Origin of the sequence: Streptomyces sp. NPDC015242 (assembly GCF_043079125.1) — a bacterium.
Lineage (GTDB): Bacteria > Actinomycetota > Actinomycetes > Streptomycetales > Streptomycetaceae > Streptomyces.
Map to the genome: position 1 here is coordinate 79,712 of NZ_JBIBUF010000002.1, position 17,247 is coordinate 96,958.

The following is a 17,247-nucleotide window of genomic DNA, read 5'->3' on the forward strand; positions in this document are numbered from 1 at the left end:
ATGGAGAAGATCACGGGGGCGGTCGACTCGCGGGAAGCCCTGATCAGGGCGGTTCGCGCGGGGGCCAGGGTCAAGTATCTGCATTTCTGGGGGCACCGGCCGCGGCCGGACGGCCGGATCGGCCCGGGCTGCCTGAGCCAGTGGTGGCCGTCGCCCTTCACGGTGGACGGCGTGGAGTACGCGACCGCCGAGCACTGGATGATGGCCGGCAAGGCCCGGCTCTTCGAGGACGCGGCGGCCGAGCGCGCCGTGCTGGCCGCCGCTCATCCCGCCGAGGCGAAGAAGGCCGGGCGGCTGGTGCGCGGCTTCGACGAGGCGGCGTGGGCCCGGGAGCGGTTCGCAATCGTCGTGGCGGGCAGCGTCCACAAGTTCGCGGCGCATCCGGAGCTCCAGGGCTTCCTGCTCGGCACGGGCGACCGGGTGCTGGTCGAGGCGAGCCCCGTGGACCGGGTGTGGGGCATCGGGCTGGCCGCGGACGACGAGGCGGCGGCGGACCCGGAGCGGTGGCGGGGCCCGAACCTGCTGGGCTTCGCGCTGATGGCGGCGCGTGAGCGGCTGCGGGCGGCCGGGGCATGAGTGAGGGGCCGGTCCAGGACCGGCCCCCTCGGTGACGCGGCGGCCTCGCTCAGGAAGCCGCGCCGAGCCCGCCCATGATGCTGGCGAACAGCAGGAAGCCCAGCAGCGGAAGGATCACGGTGGCGATGATGCCGCAGACCAGGCCGGCGGTCGCCGCGCCCTTGTTGGTGGCCTCACCGCGGATGGCCTTGCCCCGGCCGACGGCGCCGAAGATGATCGCCAGGATGCCGAGGATCACGCCGAAGAACCACAGCAGGAAGGTCACGCTGCACACCACGCCGATGATGCCCAGCACCAGGCCCGTGGTCCCCATGCCGTTGCTCGGCTGCGCCGGCATCCCGTAGCCGGCGGCCGGCGGGTAGCCCACGGGCGGCGCGGCCGGGTAGCCGGGGCCGCTCTGGGGGTAGCCGTAGCCCGGACCGGACTGCTGCGGGTAGCCGTAGCCGGGGGCCGGCTGCTGCGGAGGCTGGGACGGCGGGCCGAAGCCACCGGGCATGGGATTGGTGTTGGACATGGACGAGCTCCCCTCCGTTGTCAGACCAGGGAATCGTAGTGGTCAAGTGGGCCGGGGAGTACGGGAGTTTCAGCGCAGGACCGGTGCGGTGACGGTGGGACCCACGGCACCGTAGTACGGGTCGTCGTCGTACTCGTCGCTGTTGATCGCGGCCGTGATGCCGACCGCGATCAGGACGATCACCGTGATGCCGAGGATGATCCCGATGATGCCCATGATGAGACCGGCCTGGGCCTGCCCGTGGTTGGTGGCCACACCCGCCTCGGCCCGCTTGCGGCCCTTGATGCCGAACACGACGGCGAGGATGCCGGTGACCAGGGAGACCACGCCGTACAGGCAGAAGAGGGTGCAGGAGACGATGCCGAGCACCATCGCCGCGATCCCCATGCCGTTCTGGGGCGCCGGGGGCATGCCGGGCCAGCCGTAACCCGACTGGGGATAGCCCGGGTACCCGTAACCGCCGGGACCGCCCGGGGCGACCGGCGGGGGCGGGAGGGCCCCGGTGCCGGAGGCGTCGTACGGGGGCGTGCCGGCGGGCGGGGTGAAACCGGCGCTCGGCATCGAGGTGACCGTGGCCTGGTCGTGCACGGAGGGCGGCCCCTGGACGGGCGGCTGGTCCTTGTCGAGCGACGGCTGGTGCTCCGGGGGCGCCCACGGGTCGTGGCCGCCGCCCCCGCCGGGCTGCGTCGGGTCCGTCATCTGTGCATCCCCCCTGGGTCGATCGTGCCGTCATGCTACGGGGCCGTTCGGCGCGGACCACAGGGCGGGTGCGCGGGGTGGTGCGCGCTCCTCGGCGAACCGGAAGCCGAGCAGGCCGGCCGGGGCCCGCGGCGGCCCGTCCCCCTCCCCCCCGACGGCCGAGCCGAGGACCGGCCCGGCGATGCGGTGCCGTACGGCCCCGCCGCCCGTGGGGCGCCACCGTCCCGCCTAGGATGAGTCCGAGTCATCGATCAGCCGATCACCCGCGCCCGCCGCCCTCGTGCCGGCCCGGCGCCGTTCCGGGGAGGAACCTTGACCGAGCAACTCGTCGACCCCCAGGCCCCGCGCGACCTGAAGGCCTTCGTCGCCGGCCTGCCCAAGGCCGAACTGCACGTGCACCACGTGGGCTCCGCCTCTCCCCGGATCGTCTCCGAGCTGGCCGCCCGGCACCCCGACTCGAAGGTGCCGACCGACCCCGAGGCCCTGGCCGACTACTTCACCTTCACCGACTTCGCGCACTTCGTCGAGGTGTACCTGTCGGTCGTCGACCTGATCCGCACCCCGGAGGACGTCCGGCTGCTGACCTACGAGGTGGCCAGGGAGCTCGCCCGGCAGCAGGTGCGGTACGCCGAGCTGACCATCACGCCGTTCTCCTCCACCCGGCGCGGCATCGACGAGCGCGCCTTCATGGACGCGATCGAGGACGCCCGCAAGGCGGCCGAGGCCGAGTTCGGGACCGTACTGCGCTGGTGCTTCGACATCCCCGGCGAGGCGGGTCTCCAGGCCGCCGAGGAGACGGCCCGGCTCGCCACCGACGACCGGCTGCGCCCCGAGGGCCTGGTCTCCTTCGGGCTCGGCGGCCCGGAGGTCGGCGTGCCCCGGCCGCAGTTCAAGCCCTACTTCGACCGCGCGATCGCGGCCGGGCTGCACTCCGTGCCGCACGCCGGCGAGACCACCGGCCCGGAGACGGTGTGGGACGCGCTGACGCACCTGCGCGCCGAGCGCATCGGGCACGGCACGAGCGCCGCGCAGGACCCGAAGCTCCTCGCGCACCTCGCCGAGCACCGGATCGCCCTGGAGGTGTGCCCCACCTCGAACATCGCCACCCGCGCGGTCCGCACCCTCGACGAGCACCCGGTCAGGGAGTTCGCGGAGGCCGGGGTCGTCGTCACGATCAACTCCGACGACCCGCCGATGTTCGGCACCGACCTGAACAACGAGTACGCCGTCGCGGCCCGGCTGCTCGGCCTCGACGAACGGGGCCTGGCCGACCTGGCGAAGAACGCCGTGGACGTGTCCTTCCTGGACGACGCCGGCAAGGCCCGCATCAAGGGCGAGATCGACACGTACACCGCCGGGTGGCTCGGCCGGTGACCTCCGCCGCACAGCGCCCCGGGCGGCCGGTGACCGCCGTGGCCCACCGGGGCGACCCCTACCGCGTCCGCGAGAACACCGTGCCCTCGCTCAGGTCCGCGCTGGCCCGGGGCGCGGACGCGGTGGAGGTCGACGTACGGCTCACCCGGGACGGCGTGCCGGTGCTGCTGCACGACGCGACGCTCAAGCGGCTCTGGGACCACGAGCGGCCGGTGCTCGCGCTGTCCCTGGCCGAGGTGCGCGGGCTGACCGGCGGCGGGGTGCCGACGCTGACGGAGGCACTGGCCGCGACCGGCGGGCACCGGGTGATGATCGACCTGCCCGGCTCGCCCGACGTGCGGGCGGTGCGGCGGGTGATGGACGCCGCCCGGGAGGCCGGGGCGGCGGACCGCGTCTACTACTGCGCGGGCGCCGATGCCATGCTGGCGGTGCGCGCGGCCGACGCGGCCGCCGAGATCGCCCTCACCTGGACGACCCTGGCCCCGCCGCGGCCCGTGCTGCTGGAGGCGATCCGCCCGCGCTGGCTCAACTACCGCTTCCCCCTGGTGGACCGCCCCCTCGCCGACCGCGTCCACCGCGACGGCTACCTGCTGTCGGTCTGGACCCCCGACACCCGCCGCTCGATGCGCCGGCTCCTGGCCGCGGGCGTGGACTCGATCACGACCAACCGCGTCGACGTGCTGTGCGCGCTGCGCGCGGACACGGTCCCGGCCCTGGACCGGCGGGGACCGCACGCCTGACCGCCGTGCCACGGCCGGCCGCATGACGGCCGGCCGCGTCAGGCACCCGGCACCGGAACAGCGGCCACCGGCGCGGTCAGCGCCTCCAGCAGCTTGATCCGCCGCCGCACCACGTACAGCGGGACCACCCCGAACACGCCGAACGCCATGTCGATCACCGACCACCAGAAGGGGATGTCGCGGATCGGCCCGCAGACGAGGGCGAGAGGGACGATGCCCGCGCAGGCGATCATCCCGAACTCGACGACCCAGATGTTGCGCACCGGGTCGCGGTAGGGCCCGTAGAAGGCGACCGCGATCACCAGGTGCGCGAAGGCCAGCCAGTCCGTGCCGTACAGGAGGAACGGGTACTCGGCGTCCGCCTGGTCGAGCCCTTCGCGCACCCGCCCGATCCACTCCGTCAGGCCGGGCAGGTACTCGCCCACGGACAGCGCCTCCGACAGGCTCTCGGCCCACCGCAGTTCGTGGACAAGCGGGAAGGCGGTGGCGCCGCTCAGCACCAGACACACGACGAAGAAGACCAGCCACGCGCGGATGCCCTTGAGCAGGGCGGCTCTGTCGCTCATGGAGCGCACCCTACGCCGACAATTGAACATGTTCAAAAACGGCGGTTCCCCGGCCCCGGACGCACGAGCGGCCCCGGACGGAGGAGAACCGTCCGGGGCCGCTCGGCACTGCGCCGGGGGTTACGCGTCCAGCGACGTCATCACGTGCTTGATGCGCGTGTAGTCGTCGAAGCCGTACGCCGACAGGTCCTTGCCGTAGCCGGACTTCTTGAAGCCGCCGTGCGGCATCTCCGCGACCAGCGGGATGTGCGTGTTGATCCACACGCAGCCGAAGTCGAGCTTCTTGCTCATCCGCATGGCACGGCCGTGGTCCTTGGTCCACACCGAGGAGGCCAGCGCGTACTCCACGCCGTTGGCCCACTCCACGGCCTGGTCCTCGTCGCGGAAGGACTGCACGGTGATGACCGGGCCGAAGACCTCGTTCTGGATGATCTCGTCGTCCTGCTTCAGGCCCGAGACGACGGTCGGCGCGTAGAAGTAGCCCTGGTCGCCGACCCGCTTGCCGCCCGCCTCCACGCGCGCGTGCGCGGGCAGGCGCTCGATGAAGCCCTCGACCTGCTTGAGCTGGTTGGGGTTGTTCAGCGGCCCGTACAGCACGTCCTCGTCGTCCGGCTGCCCCGTCTTGGTGTCGGCGGCGGCCTTCGCCAGCGCGGAGACGAACTCGTCGTGGATGGACTCGTGGACGAGCACGCGCGTGGCCGCGGTGCAGTCCTGGCCGGCGTTGAAGTAGCCCGCGACCGAGATGTCCTCGACGGCCTTGGCGATGTCGGTGTCCTCGAAGACCACGACCGGCGCCTTGCCGCCCAGCTCCAGGTGGACGCGCTTGACGTCCTTGGAGGCGGACTCGGCGACCTGGATGCCGGCGCGCACCGAGCCGGTGATGGAGGCCATCGCCGGGACCGGGTGCTCGACCATCATGCGGCCCGTCTCGCGGTCGCCGCAGATGACGTTGAAGACGCCCTTGGGCAGGATGCCGCCGAGGATCTCCGCGATCAGGACCGTGGAGGCCGGGGTGGTGTCCGACGGCTTCAGCACGACCGTGTTGCCCGCCGCGATCGCCGGGGCGAACTTCCACACGGCCATCATCATCGGGTAGTTCCACGGCGCGACCTGGGCGCAGACACCGACCGGCTCGCGGCGCACGATGGAGGTGAGGCCCTCCATGTACTCACCGGCCGAGCGGCCCTCCAGCATCCGCGCGGCACCCGCGAAGAAGCGGATCTGGTCGACCATCGGCGGGATCTCCTCGGAGCGGGTCAGCCCGACCGGCTTGCCCGTGTTCTCCACCTCGGCCGCGATCAGCTCCTCGGCGCGCTCCTCGAAGGCGTCCGCGATCTTCAGCAGGGCCTTCTGACGCTCGGCGGGCGTGGTGTCGCGCCAGCCGGGGAAGGCCTCGGCGGCCGCCGCCATGGCGGCGTCCACGTCCGCCTGCCCGGACAGCGGAGCGGTCGCGTACGCCTCGCCCGTCGCGGGATTGACCACCTCGGTGGTCCGTCCGTCGGCGGCGTCCCGGAACTCACCGCCGATGTAGTTGCGCAGACGACGCAGCTCGGTGCTCACTGCCGGCCCTCCAGTTCGGATGTCCATCACTTGAGACACCCACCCTAGTCGGCAGTCCCACGTTTTCAACACCCCCACTCCCTCCGCTGGTGCGGAATCCGCAGGACTGGACTATCGAAACAACGGATTTCATCGATCGAGGCTTGCGGAAGTGTCGAGACCTCGTGCACAGTGACCCCGTGGCCAGTCGAAGCGCAGACCAGAAGGGCACGCGGGAGCACCGCGAGCCCTCCCGCGAGTCCAGGAACGGCAGCTCGCCCCAGCTGGACGCCGTCTCCCTCGCCATCATCGAGCAGCTGCAGGAGGACGGCCGCCGGCCGTACGCCGCCATCGGCAAGGCCGTCGGCCTGTCCGAGGCGGCCGTGCGCCAGCGCGTCCAGAAACTGCTCGACCAGGGCGTGATGCAGATCGTCGCCGTCACGGACCCGCTCACCGTGGGCTTCCGCAGACAGGCGATGGTCGGCGTGAACGTCGAGGGGGACGTGGAGTCGGTCGCCGACGCGCTGACGGCCATGTCCGAGTGCGAGTACGTGGTGATGACCGCAGGCTCCTTCGACCTGATGGTCGAGATCGTCTGCGAGGACGACGACCACCTTCTCGAGGTCATCAACCGACGCATCCGGGCCGTCCCCGGAGTGCGCTCCACCGAGAGCTTCGTCTACCTCAAGCTCAAGAAGCAGACCTACATGTGGGGAACCCGATAACCGTGAGGACCCGATAGCCGTGAGCAAGGACCTCTCCCAGTCCGCGTACGACCACCTGTGGATGCACTTCACGCGCATGTCGTCGTACGAGAAGGCCCCCGTCCCCACCATCGTCCGGGGCGAGGGCACGTACATCTACGACGACCAGGGCAAGCGCTACCTGGACGGCCTCGCCGGCCTGTTCGTGGTGCAGGCCGGGCACGGCCGCGTCGAGCTGGCCGAGACCGCCTTCAAGCAGGCGCAGGAGCTGGCGTTCTTCCCCGTGTGGTCGTACGCCCACCCCAAGGCGATCGAGCTGGCCGAGCGCCTGGCCCACCACGCGCCGGGCGACCTGAACAAGGTCTTCTTCACCACCGGTGGCGGCGAGGCCGTCGAGACCGCCTGGAAGCTCGCCAAGCAGTACTTCAAGCTGGTCGGCAAGCCCACCAAGCACAAGGTCATATCCCGCGCGGTGGCCTACCACGGCACACCGCAGGGCGCCCTGTCCATCACCGGCCTGCCGGGCCTGAAGGCCCCGTTCGAGCCGCTGGTGCCGGGCGCGCACAAGGTCCCGAACACCAACATCTACCGCGCCCCGCTCTTCGGCGACGACCCGGAGGCCTTCGGCCGCTGGGCCGCCGACCAGATCGAGCAGCAGATCCTCTTCGAGGGCCCGGACACGGTCGCCGCGGTCTTCCTGGAGCCCGTGCAGAACGCGGGCGGCTGCTTCCCGCCCCCGCCCGGTTACTTCCAGCGGGTGCGCGAGATCTGCGACCGGCACGACGTGCTGCTCGTCTCGGACGAGGTCATCTGCGCCTTCGGCCGCCTGGGCACGTACTTCGCCTGCGACAAGTTCGACTACGTGCCGGACATGATCACCTGCGCCAAGGGCATGACCTCGGGCTACTCCCCGATCGGCGCCTGCATCATCTCCGACCGCCTGGCCGAGCCGTTCTACAAGGGCGACAACACCTTCCTGCACGGCTACACCTTCGGCGGCCACCCGGTCTCCGCGGCCGTCGGCCTGGCCAACCTCGACCTGTTCGAGCGCGAGAACCTCAACCAGCACGTCCTGGACAACGAGGGCAACTTCCGCTCGACCCTGGAGAAGCTCCACGACCTGCCGATCGTCGGCGACGTCCGCGGCAACGGCTTCTTCTACGGCATCGAGCTCGTCAAGGACAAGGCCACCAAGGAGTCCTTCGACGCGGACGAGACCGAGCGCGTCCTGTACGGCTTCCTCTCGAAGAAGCTGTACGAGAACGGCCTGTACTGCCGGGCCGACGACCGCGGCGACCCGGTCGTCCAGCTCGCCCCGCCGCTGATCTCGGACCAGTCGACGTTCGACGAGATCGAGCAGATCCTGCGGGCCACCCTCTCGGAGGCGTGGACCAAGCTCTGACCGGCCGTCGCTCCGATCGTCTGCCTGGATGATCAACACCGGCCCCGGTGCCGCCCGTTCGAGTGAGAAACGGCGGCCCGGGGCCGCGTGCTGTCCGGAGCCGGGCCGCCTTTCTGCCTAGCGTGCCCAGTGACCGATCGGCCCTGCCTTCGTTCCCCCGCACGGGGGATGGCACGGGAACTACGGATCTGAACCGAGGTGTACGCCCATGGAGGCCCCGCCGGACAACGACGTGCTCTGGGCACGTGCCCTGCACTTCCAGCACGACGACGGCTCGCCCGCGCTCTGCGGTGTCTCGCTCGGCGTCCGCGAGGGCGAGATCCTCGCCGTCAGCGGCCCGCGCGGCAGCGGCAAGACGACCCTGCTGCGGTGCCTGTCCGGCCTGGTGCCCGTGCGGCGCGGCGAGGTCTGGTTCAACAGCGTGCCCGTGCACACCATGGGCCCGCTCACCCGGGAACGGCTGCGCCGCGACCGCTTCGGCTGGATCGACCCGGCCCCCTCCCTGGTCCCGGAGCTCAACGCCTGGGAGAACACCGCCCTGCCGCTGATGCTGCGCGGCACCGGCCGCCGCCGCGCCAAGACCGCGGCCCTGGAGTGGCTGGAGCGCCTCGACATCGGCGACGGCGCCCGCAAGCGCCCGCACCAGCTGGTGCAGGCCGAGCGGCAGCGGGTGTGCATCGCCCGCGCGCTCGCCACCGCCCCCTCGGTGCTGTTCGCCGACGAGCCCACGGCGCCCCTGCACCGCGCCGACCGCTCGCACGTGCTGCGCACCCTCACCACCGCGGCCCGCTCTCACGGCATCACCGTGGTCCTGGCCACCCACGACCCCGACACCGCGGCGCTCGCCGACCGCACGGTCTCACTGCTCGACGGGCGGCGCGTGCAGACGGTGCACCTGCCGCCGGTCGCCGAGACCGCCGAGCCGGAAGGCCGGGCCGCGTGCTCGCTCTCCGTCTGACCCGCGGCGCCCACCCCGCCGTCCAGCTGCGCCGCCTCCTGGTCGCGGCGGCCTCGGCGGGCACGAGCTTCCTGTTGCTGTGCGCCCTGGGCCACGCCCTCGGGCACCCCGGCGCCGGCGGCGAGTCCGTGACACGCCTGGCGTGGTGCGCGGCCCCGCTGGCCGCCACGGTCTACTTCGCCGTCGCGGTGGCGCGCACCGACCCCGCCACGAAACCCCGGCCCGGCCTGTCCGCGATCGGTCTCGGCCCGCTGCGGCTGATGGCCGTCTCGGCGGCGACGACGGCACTGTCCTGCACGCTCGGCTCCATGCTGGCCCTGCTGGTCTTCCTGCACCTGCGCGGCGATCTGTCCGGCCTGCCCTTCGACGGCGCGGCCGCCGGGCCCCTCGCCTCCGGCCGGCCCCTGCCGCTGGCGGGCACCCTGACCCTGCTGGCGATCGTCCCCGTCGGCGCGTCGGCGGCCGTGGCACTGGTCCTGCGCCCGAGGGAGGCGGCCCCGGCCGCGCCCCGGGCTCCCCGGACGTACGGCCGGTTCGGCGCGTACCGGCGTGAGAGCGCGCGGGAGACCTTCGGGGCGTACGGCAGGTTCGGGCGGCAGATCGTCCGGCCCGCGCCCGGCCAGGACACGGACTCCGCCGCGCAGGGCGGTCCTCCGCAGGCACGCACCGGCGAACCCGCCTCGGCGGCGACCGTCGCCGGCACGGGTTCCGCCTCGGCTGCCGGTGGCGGCCCGGCCGAGGGCCCGGGCTCCGGCGGCGCGGTGAGCGCGCTCGCGGACCCCGCCGCACGCGACACGGTGAGCGCGGTGATCCCGTACGGCGGCCCGGACCGGGACCCGTCCGCGCCGGACCCGCGAGGAGCTGTCCCGCCCGTCGGTGATGCCGTCCGGTCCCCGGCGGCATCCGGCCCCGGCGCCGCCCCGGCCCGGCCGCCGGTGGCGGACGCCCCGGAAGGACCCGAAGGCGTCGCCGCCCGGAACCCGCAGGCACCGGACCCGGCGGACGCGGCGGGCACGGACGGAAGCCCCGTCCCGCGGTCCGCCGCATTCCCGGCCCTGGCGCGCGGCGCCGACGATCCCGCCGCCCTCGCGGCGGCCCTGCCGGAGGTGCCCGGGACCGGCGGCTCCCCCACCGCCGCCCCGACGGGCCTGCCCTGGGGCGTCACCCTGCTGGCCGCGGGCCTCGCCGTCGAGACCTACACCAGCCGCACCGCGCCGGCGGCCCCCGACCTCACCTTCTCCGGTGCCTCCCCCGGCGTCCTGGCCGGCTGGGCCCTGGCCGCCGTCGGGCTGGCGGTGGCCGGACCGGGCCTGACCCACCTGTGCGGACGGCTGCTCCAGTCGGCCCGGCCCGGCGCCCTGCGGCTGCTGGCCGGACGCATCCTCATGGCGGAGGCGGGGCGCATCGGCCGTCCCCTGGGCGTGGTCAGCGCGGTGCTGTCGGCCGCGTGGGCGATGGCGCTGCTGCACGCCCCCGACGGTCTGTCCCTCGGCCCGCTCACCCTGCTCGGCGTCCTCCTGGTGGCCGGCTGCACGCTGGGGACGCTGCTCACGGCCGCCGTCGAGGCGCGGCAGGCGCGCGCCGACACGACGTCCGCCCTGCTGCGCCTCGGCGCCCCGGCGACGATGCTGCGCAGCGCCGCGGCCCTGCGCGCGGGCGCGCTGCTCGCCCTGTTCGGACCGCTCACCCTGACGGTCGCCGAGCTGGCGGCCCTGCCCCTGGCACGCTGAACGGCCGTGCCCGCGGGGGCCCGCGGAAAAACTCGTACGAAAAAAATCCCAAACAGCGATGAGTCCGGCCCGCAGGTCCGGTCTGATTCCACGTAACGACACGGACCCGTTGGGAGCGACCCCGCATGTACCAGCAGATGATCTTCGTGAACCTGTGCGTCGCCGACCTGGACGTCTCGAAGAAGTTCTTCACGGAGCTGGGCTACTCGATCAACGAGCAGTTCAGTGACGAGTCGACCGCCTCGGTCGTGATCAGCGACACCATCGTCGTGATGGTGCACACCAAGGACAAGTACGCGCAGTTCACGAAGAAGCAGATCGCGGACGCGACGAAGACCAGCGAGGTGCTGATCGCGCTGAGCTCCGAGAGCCGCGAGAAGGTCGACGAGCTCGTGGACAAGGCGGTCGCGGCGGGCGGTTCCGTCAGCGGCGAGACCCAGGACCACGGCTTCATGTACGGCCGCGCCTTCGACGACCCGGACGGCCACACCTTCGAGGTCGTGTGGATGGACCCGGCGGCCGTCCAGGGCTGAGGGCCGCTGTGCCAGCATGGGCGGGTGCAGACGATGCCCGCCCATGCGGCCCACCACGACGACCGTGAGATAGAGACCCTCGACGAGTTCGACGCGACCGTCTCGGCGCGCGGCACACTCGCCGGCTACCGCGTCCAGGCGGTCGACCTGACGGACCGTACGCGCGAACTGCTCTCCACGGACACGGCCGGCGCGGTCTTCCTCGGCTGTGCCATGCGGGAGGACGCGGCCGCCAAGATCCGCGCCGACGGTGCCCTGGTCTTCCCGCCGGTGCCCGGCCTGCCCTTCGACCCGTACCGCGGCCATGTGTACGCGCCGGACGAGTTGTTCGCGTCCCTCGCGGACGGCTACGAGGCCACGCCCGACGCCCGCGCCTACGCCTGGTTCCAGCGCACCAAGGCGGACCGCGACATCCACGCGTCCATGCTGCGCGCGATCCACGACGACTCCGTCTCGGACGCCCTCGACGAACTCCTGGCCGGCGCCCGGGTGGTGGGCGTGATGGGCGGCCACGCGATGGCCCGCGGCACCGAGGAGTACGCGGGCGCCGCCCGGCTCGGCCGGGAACTGGCCCGGGCCGGTTTCACGGTCGCCACGGGCGGCGGCCCCGGCGCGATGGAGGCGGCCAACCTCGGCGCCTACGCCGCCCCGTTCGACGCGGAGATGCTCACCGAGTCCCTCGAACTGCTCGCCAAGGCACCGCACTTCACCCCGTCGATCACCCAGTGGGCGACGGCCGCCTTCGAGATACGCGCCCGCTGGCCCCGCGGCGGGCGTTCCGTCGGCATCCCGACCTGGTTCTACGGCCACGAGCCGCCGAACGCCTTCGCCTCGCACATCGCCAAGTACTTCGCCAACGCCACCCGCGAGGACGGCCTGCTGGCCCGGTGCAACGCGGGTGTGGTGTTCCTGCCCGGCGCCGCCGGGACCGTGCAGGAGATCTTCGACAACGCGACGCCGAACTACTACGAGTCCCGCGGTGAGCCGACGCCCATGGTGCTCGTGAACCGCGCGCACTGGACGGACCGGCTGCCGGCCTGGCCGCTGCTCAAGTCCCTCGCGGCAGAGCGGTCGATGGAGACGCGGATCGCGCTGGTGGACCGGATCGAGGAGGCGCCCGGGGCGTTGAAACGTCTCGGTGGTTAATAAGCTGGCAAAGCAAGTGCTTGCAAGCAGCATATGCGTTGACACTACTTATGCAGCGCTTATAGACCTGTGAGCCTCCCGGTAGTGCTGATGCTCTGTCACCACTGCCTCCAACCCCCCGCATTACGCATCCCCGTAAGGACAAACGTGGCAGTTCTGTCCGTATCCCGCCGTACGGCCTCGCGCCGTACCGTCGCACGCTCCCTGCGCGTCCTCGGCGTCGCCTCGGCCTCGGCCGCGCTCGCGCTCGGTGCCTCCGGCACCGCGCTCGCCTGCAACATCAACGAGTTCTCCGCCGAGGCGAAGTGCGACGGCGACAAGGGCGTCATCACCGTCACCGACGTGGACCCCGCCGGTGTCCCGGCCACCGTCTCCGTGTACCTGCAGAACAACGGCGCCGACGCGAAGAAGGTCGGCGAGCAGGTCGTCAAGGGCTCGCGTGAGGGCACCACCATCACCTTCACCGAGAACTGGAAGCCGAACGCGGAGTACCGCATCCACGTCAAGGCCACCCCGTACGTCGACGAGGACATCAAGCCGAACCTCGTCACCCCGGCCACCGCCTGCAAGAAGGAGGAGGAGCCCCCGGCTTCGACCCCGCCGGCGACTCCGGCCCCGTCGGCCCCGGAGGCCTCCCCGTCGAAGCCGGCCGAGGAGCCCGGGACGCCGGCCCCCGAGCCGTCGGAGAGCGCGAGCACCACGCCGGCGGGCAACGCGCCCGCCCCGGCGGCCGGTGACTCGAACCTCGCCGAGACGGGTGCCGACTCCAACACCGGCGTCATCGCCGGCATCGCGGCGGCCCTGGTCGTCGTCGGTGGCGGTGCCGTGTTCTTCGGCATGCGCCGCCGCGGGGCGAAGAGCGACAGCTGACGCCTCCCCCGATCCACGCGTGGCCCGTTCCCCGACCGGGGGGCGGGCCACGTCCCGTACGGGGCCCGTCCTCCGATCGGGAGGCGGGCCGCGTCCCGCGGGTGGCCGTCGCCGGGTCCGCCCTCGGCCGGACGTCGCCCGCTCCAGCCAGAACTCCGGCAATGCCCGGCGCCCTAGGCGGCCGGCCCCCGGTCGAGCACCACGATGTCCGCCGGATCGAACTCCACGCCGACCTCCTCCCCCACCTCGGGCGCCGCCCGCAGCGCGCACGCCGCCTCCAGGCGCGGGGCGCCGGCGGGCTGGAGGTGGACGGCGACATGCGTGCCCCGGAAGGTGCGCGCGGCCACCGTGCAGCGCAGTCCCGCGTCGGCGGGCACCAGCCGCACCCCGGCCGGCCGCACGAGCAGCGTTCGCGTGCCCTGCGGCGCGCCCTCGGGCACCGGCACCTTGCCCCACGGCGTGTCCGCCGCCGCCGCGCCGACCGTCGCCTCGACGACGTTCTCGAAGCCGAGGAAGCGGGCCACGAACGCGTCGGCGGGCCGCTGCCACACCTCCAGCGGCGTGCCGGACTGGGCGATCCGCCCGTCCCGCATGACCACGACCCGGTCGGCGAGCGCGAAGGCCTCGCCCTGGTCGTGCGTCACGGCGAGCACGGTGGTGCCCAGTCTCCCGAACAGTTCCTTCAGTTCGACGACCAGCCGCTCCCGCAGCGAGCGGTCGAGCTGGCCCAGCGGCTCGTCCAGCATCAGCAGCCGGGGACTGGGCGCCAGGGCCCGGGCCAGCGCCACCCGCTGCTGCTCCCCGCCGGACAGCGCGGCGACGGCCCGGCGCCCCGCACCCGGCAGCCCGACGAGCTCCAGCAACTCCCGGACGCGTTCGCCCTGTTCCCGCTTGGACGCCCCGTGCATGCGCAGGCCGAAGGCGACGTTCCCGCCCACGTCCCGCTGCGGGAAGAGCTGGTGGTCCTGGAACATCAGCCCCACGCCCCGCCGGTGCGCGGGCACGCCGGCCTGGTCACGCCCGTCGAGCAGGACCCGGCCGGAGTCCAGTGGCTGCAACCCGGCCACCACCCGCAGCAGCGTCGACTTGCCGCTGCCGCTCGGCCCGAGCACGCACACGATCTCGTGCTCGGCGACCTCGAGACCGACGGCGTCCAGCGCGGCCCGGCCACCGAAACGGACCGTCGCGCCCTCCAGGCTCAGCAGCATCTAGAACTCCCCCGTCCGGTCCGTGCGCAGCCGCTCCAGCACCAGCAGCGCCACCGCGCACACCACCATCAGAATCGTCGACAGGGCCATCGCCTGCCCGTAGTTGAGCTCCCCGGGCCGTCCCAGCAGCCGGGCCACCGCCACCGGCAGCGTCGGGTTGTCGGGCCGCGCGATGAACACCGTCGCCCCGAACTCCCCGAGCGACACCGCGAAGGCGAACCCGGCCGCGATCAGCAGCGCCCGCCGCACCAGCGGCAGGTCCACCTCCCGCCACACCCGCCAGGGCGAGGCCCCGAGCACCGCGGCCGCCTCCCGCAGCCGGGTGTCCACGGCCCGCAGCACGGGCAGCATGGTCCGCACCACGAACGGCACCCCGACCAGCGCCTGCGCGAGCGGCACCAGGATCCACGAGGAGCGCAGATCCAGCGGCGGCTCGTCGAGGGCGATCAGGAAGCCGAACCCGACGGTCACCGCCGACACCCCGAGCGGCAGCATCAGCAGCGCGTCGAAGCCGCGCACGAACCGCCCGGCGTCCCGCCGGGTCAGCGCGACGGCGGCCAGCCCGCCGATCACCACGGCGATGAGCGTGGCGGCGACCGCGTACGACAGGGAGTTGCCGATCGCCTCGATCGGCGGGACCAGGAACACTCCCCCGTCCTCCCGGGTCAGCGCCCGGTAGTAGCCGAGGCCGGGCGCGTCCAGGGACCGCTGCACCAGCACGGCGAGCGGCAGCAGGAGCAGGACGGCGACGGTGGCGAGGACCCCGCCCAGCAGCGCCCACTGCCCGGCGCCGCGCGGCCGGCGCGCGGTCACGGACGGGTCCACCAGCCGCAGCGCGGTCTCGCGCCGCCGTACGGTCCAGGCGTGCAGGGCGAGGATCGCGCCCACCGCGCCGAACTGGATCAGCGTCAGCACGGCCGCCGTGGACAGGTCGAAGATCTCGGAGGTCTGCCGGTAGATCTCCACCTCCAAGGTGGAGAAGGTGGGCCCGCCGAGGATCTGGACGACCCCGAAGGAGGTGAAGGTGAACAGGAAAACCATGAGCGCGGCGGCCGCCACGGCCGGGGCGAGGGCCGGCAGGGTGACCTGCCGCCAGGCTCGCGCACGGGACGCGCCGAGCATCCGCGCGGCCTCTTCCTGCCGCGGGTCCAGCTGCGCCCAGAGCCCGCCGACGGTCCGCACGACGACCGCGTAGTTGAAGAAGACGTGGGCGAGCAGGATCGCCCACACGGTGGTGTCCAGCCGTACGCCCCACAGCTCGTCGAGCAGCCCCCCGCGCCCGACCAGCGCCAGGAACGCCGTGCCGACGACGACCGTGGGCAGCACGAACGGCACGGTGACGACCGCCCGCAGCACCTGCTTGCCGGGGAACTCCAGGCGCGCGAAGACGTACGCGCCGGGGAGCGCGAGCAGCAGGGTGAGCGCGGTGGAGACGAGCGCCTGCCAGGTGGTGAACCACAGGACGTGCCGCACGTCGGACTGTGCGAGCACCTCCGCGATCCGCCCGGGGTGCCACACCCCGTCGGCCTTCAGACCGCGCGCGACGATCGCGGCGACGGGGTAGGCGAAGAAGACCGCGAAGAACGCGACGGGCACGGCCAGCAGACCGAGCCGCGCCGCCGCGCCCCGCGTGCGGCCGGTCACTTGAGGACGAGCGAGGTCCACGACTTGACCCACTGGTCACGGCGGTCGGCGATCTTCGCCGGGTCCATGGTCTCCGGGGCCTTCGCCTGCGGCCCGTACTTCCCGAACTCCGGCGGCACCTGGGCATCCTCCGTCACCGGGTAGACGAACATGTTGAGCGGCATGTCCTCCTGGAACCGCTTGCCGACCAGGAAGTCGAGCAGGGCCTTGCCGCCCTCGGCGTTGCGGGCGTTGCTCAGCAGACCGGCGTACTCGACCTGCCGGAAGCAGGTGCCCTCGGCCACCCCGGTCGGGGCGGTGCCAGGCCTGGGGTCGGCGAAGAGGACCTCGGCGGGCGGCGAGGAGGCGTACGACACGACGAGCGGCCGGTCGCCCTTGGCCTTCCTGCCGCCGGCGGAGCCGGAGAACTCCTCGTTGTAGGCCTGCTCCCAACCGTCGACGACCTTCACGCCGTTGGCCTTGAGCTTCAGCCAGTAGCCCTCCCAGCCGTCGTCCCCGTACCGTGCGACGGTGCCGAGCAGGAAGCCGAGGCCGGGCGAGGACGCGGAGGCGTTCTCGGTGACCAGCAGGTTCTTGTACGCGGGCTTGGCCAGGTCGTCGAAGCTGCGCGGCGGTTCCAGGTCGCGGTCGGCGAAGTACTTCTTGTCGTAGTTGACGCAGATGTCGCCGGTGTCGACGGGCGTGACACGGTGCCGCTCCGGATCGGCCCGGTACTCGGCCTTGATCCGCTCCGAGCCCTTCGCCCGGTACGGCTGGAACAGGCCGTTGTCGAGGGCGCGGGACAGCAGGGTGTTGTCGACGCCGAAGAAGACGTCGCCCTGCGGGTTGTCCTTGGTCAGGATGGCCTTGTTCACGGCCTGCCCGGCGTCGCCGTCCTCGAGGACGCGGACCTTGTAGCCGGACTGCTTCTCGAACGCCGCGATCACGTCCTTGGACGCGGCCCACGAGTCGTGGCTGACGAGCGTCACGGTCTTGGAGTCGCCGGAGGCCTCGTCGCCGCCGGACGAGCCGCACGCGGCGAGCGTGCCGGCCATGCCGAGTCCG

Annotated in this window: 17 protein-coding genes; 10 read left to right on the forward strand and 7 right to left on the reverse strand. The window is 72.8% G+C overall.

What is annotated here, in order from left to right; genetic code table 11:
• Nucleotides 1-576 carry an NADAR family protein gene (locus ACF07N_RS05785; RefSeq protein WP_392108941.1) on the forward strand — a complete coding sequence of 192 codons (576 nt, stop codon included), beginning with the start codon at nt 1-3 and terminating at the stop codon, nt 574-576.
• A 49-nt stretch (nt 577-625) separates the two neighbouring features.
• Here ACF07N_RS05785 and ACF07N_RS05790 read toward each other — a convergent pair whose 3' ends face one another.
• The gene (locus ACF07N_RS05790; RefSeq protein ID WP_383325877.1) at nt 626-1,090 is read right to left on the reverse strand and encodes a DUF4190 domain-containing protein; all 465 of its coding nucleotides are present in this window, start codon (nt 1,088-1,090) and stop codon (nt 626-628) included.
• A gap of 69 nt (nt 1,091-1,159) precedes the next feature.
• Entirely contained in the window at nt 1,160-1,789 is a 630-nt protein-coding gene (locus ACF07N_RS05795) for a DUF4190 domain-containing protein (protein WP_383325874.1), read from the reverse strand.
• Nucleotides 1,790-2,047: 258 nt separating this feature from the next.
• Here ACF07N_RS05795 and ACF07N_RS05800 point away from each other — a divergent pair, with 258 nt between their 5' ends.
• The gene (locus tag ACF07N_RS05800; RefSeq protein WP_392111039.1) at nt 2,048-3,163 is read left to right on the forward strand and encodes an adenosine deaminase; all 1,116 of its coding nucleotides are present in this window, start codon (nt 2,048-2,050) and stop codon (nt 3,161-3,163) included.
• Nucleotides 3,160-3,903: a glycerophosphodiester phosphodiesterase gene (locus ACF07N_RS05805; RefSeq protein ID WP_392108945.1), complete on the forward strand. Its 744-nt coding sequence runs from the start codon at nt 3,160-3,162 to the stop codon at nt 3,901-3,903. Before ACF07N_RS05800 ends, ACF07N_RS05805 begins: the two co-directional genes overlap by 4 nt.
• Nucleotides 3,904-3,941: 38 nt before the next feature.
• Here ACF07N_RS05805 and ACF07N_RS05810 read toward each other — a convergent pair whose 3' ends face one another.
• Together ACF07N_RS05810 and ACF07N_RS05815 are read right to left on the reverse strand one after the other, a co-directional pair.
• Nucleotides 3,942-4,469, reverse strand: coding sequence for a hypothetical protein (locus ACF07N_RS05810; RefSeq protein ID WP_392108948.1), 528 nt, complete (start codon nt 4,467-4,469; stop codon nt 3,942-3,944).
• A 120-nt stretch (nt 4,470-4,589) separates the two neighbouring features.
• Entirely contained in the window at nt 4,590-6,029 is a 1,440-nt protein-coding gene (locus ACF07N_RS05815) for a gamma-aminobutyraldehyde dehydrogenase (protein ID WP_309096145.1), read from the reverse strand.
• A gap of 164 nt (nt 6,030-6,193) precedes the next feature.
• Here ACF07N_RS05815 and ACF07N_RS05820 point away from each other — a divergent pair, with 164 nt between their 5' ends.
• The 7 genes from ACF07N_RS05820 to ACF07N_RS05850 all read left to right on the forward strand — a co-directional run bounded on the left by ACF07N_RS05820 (nt 6,194) and on the right by ACF07N_RS05850 (nt 13,351).
• Entirely contained in the window at nt 6,194-6,733 is a 540-nt protein-coding gene (locus ACF07N_RS05820; RefSeq protein ID WP_383337801.1) for an Lrp/AsnC family transcriptional regulator, read from the forward strand.
• Between the two features lie 19 nt (nt 6,734-6,752).
• Nucleotides 6,753-8,114 carry an aspartate aminotransferase family protein gene (locus tag ACF07N_RS05825; RefSeq protein WP_031120894.1) on the forward strand — a complete coding sequence of 454 codons (1,362 nt, stop codon included), beginning with the start codon at nt 6,753-6,755 and terminating at the stop codon, nt 8,112-8,114.
• A gap of 208 nt (nt 8,115-8,322) precedes the next feature.
• The gene (locus ACF07N_RS05830; protein WP_311685291.1) at nt 8,323-9,072 is read left to right on the forward strand and encodes an ATP-binding cassette domain-containing protein; all 750 of its coding nucleotides are present in this window, start codon (nt 8,323-8,325) and stop codon (nt 9,070-9,072) included.
• Nucleotides 9,054-10,802: a hypothetical protein gene (locus ACF07N_RS05835; RefSeq protein ID WP_392108953.1), complete on the forward strand. Its 1,749-nt coding sequence runs from the start codon at nt 9,054-9,056 to the stop codon at nt 10,800-10,802. The genes ACF07N_RS05830 and ACF07N_RS05835 overlap by 19 nt, the downstream gene beginning before the upstream one ends.
• A 125-nt stretch (nt 10,803-10,927) precedes the next feature.
• Nucleotides 10,928-11,335, forward strand: a complete 408-nt coding sequence (locus ACF07N_RS05840; protein WP_383325856.1) for a VOC family protein — start codon at nt 10,928-10,930, stop codon at nt 11,333-11,335.
• A 24-nt stretch (nt 11,336-11,359) separates the two neighbouring features.
• On the forward strand, nt 11,360-12,481 hold the full coding sequence (locus ACF07N_RS05845; RefSeq protein ID WP_383337795.1) for an LOG family protein: 1,122 nt from the start codon (nt 11,360-11,362) through the stop codon (nt 12,479-12,481).
• Nucleotides 12,482-12,628: 147 nt separating this feature from the next.
• Nucleotides 12,629-13,351 carry an LAETG motif-containing sortase-dependent surface protein gene (locus ACF07N_RS05850; protein ID WP_383584244.1) on the forward strand — a complete coding sequence of 241 codons (723 nt, stop codon included), beginning with the start codon at nt 12,629-12,631 and terminating at the stop codon, nt 13,349-13,351.
• Nucleotides 13,352-13,524: 173 nt separating this feature from the next.
• On the opposite strand, the gene ACF07N_RS05855 is transcribed toward ACF07N_RS05850, so the two are convergent.
• From ACF07N_RS05855 to ACF07N_RS05865, 3 genes are read right to left on the reverse strand one after another with little or no spacing between them, the layout of a single operon-like run.
• Entirely contained in the window at nt 13,525-14,559 is a 1,035-nt protein-coding gene (locus ACF07N_RS05855) for an ABC transporter ATP-binding protein (RefSeq protein ID WP_392108957.1), read from the reverse strand.
• Complete coding sequence (locus ACF07N_RS05860; RefSeq protein WP_392108960.1) at nt 14,560-16,224, reverse strand: ABC transporter permease; 1,665 nt, start codon at nt 16,222-16,224, stop codon at nt 14,560-14,562.
• Nucleotides 16,200-17,237 carry a thiamine ABC transporter substrate binding subunit gene (locus tag ACF07N_RS05865; protein ID WP_383326011.1) on the reverse strand — a complete coding sequence of 346 codons (1,038 nt, stop codon included), beginning with the start codon at nt 17,235-17,237 and terminating at the stop codon, nt 16,200-16,202. The genes ACF07N_RS05860 and ACF07N_RS05865 overlap by 25 nt, the downstream gene beginning before the upstream one ends.
• Nucleotides 17,238-17,247: the final 10 nt, after the last annotated feature.

What these genes read in the sequence shown, in the direction of transcription:
- ACF07N_RS05785 (WP_392108941.1), top strand. Translation starts at nt 1, where the DNA reads ATGGAGAAGATCACGGGGGCGGTCGACTCGCGGGAAGCCCTGATCAGG.
- ACF07N_RS05790 (WP_383325877.1), bottom strand. Translation starts at nt 1,090, where the DNA reads ATGTCCAACACCAATCCCATGCCCGGTGGCTTCGGCCCGCCGTCCCAG.
- ACF07N_RS05795 (WP_383325874.1), bottom strand. Translation starts at nt 1,789, where the DNA reads ATGACGGACCCGACGCAGCCCGGCGGGGGCGGCGGCCACGACCCGTGG.
- ACF07N_RS05810 (WP_392108948.1), bottom strand. Translation starts at nt 4,469, where the DNA reads ATGAGCGACAGAGCCGCCCTGCTCAAGGGCATCCGCGCGTGGCTGGTC.
- ACF07N_RS05830 (WP_311685291.1), top strand. Translation starts at nt 8,323, where the DNA reads ATGGAGGCCCCGCCGGACAACGACGTGCTCTGGGCACGTGCCCTGCAC.
- ACF07N_RS05840 (WP_383325856.1), top strand. Translation starts at nt 10,928, where the DNA reads ATGTACCAGCAGATGATCTTCGTGAACCTGTGCGTCGCCGACCTGGAC.
- ACF07N_RS05855 (WP_392108957.1), bottom strand. Translation starts at nt 14,559, where the DNA reads ATGCTGCTGAGCCTGGAGGGCGCGACGGTCCGTTTCGGTGGCCGGGCC.
- ACF07N_RS05865 (WP_383326011.1), bottom strand. Translation starts at nt 17,237, where the DNA reads ATGGCCGGCACGCTCGCCGCGTGCGGCTCGTCCGGCGGCGACGAGGCC.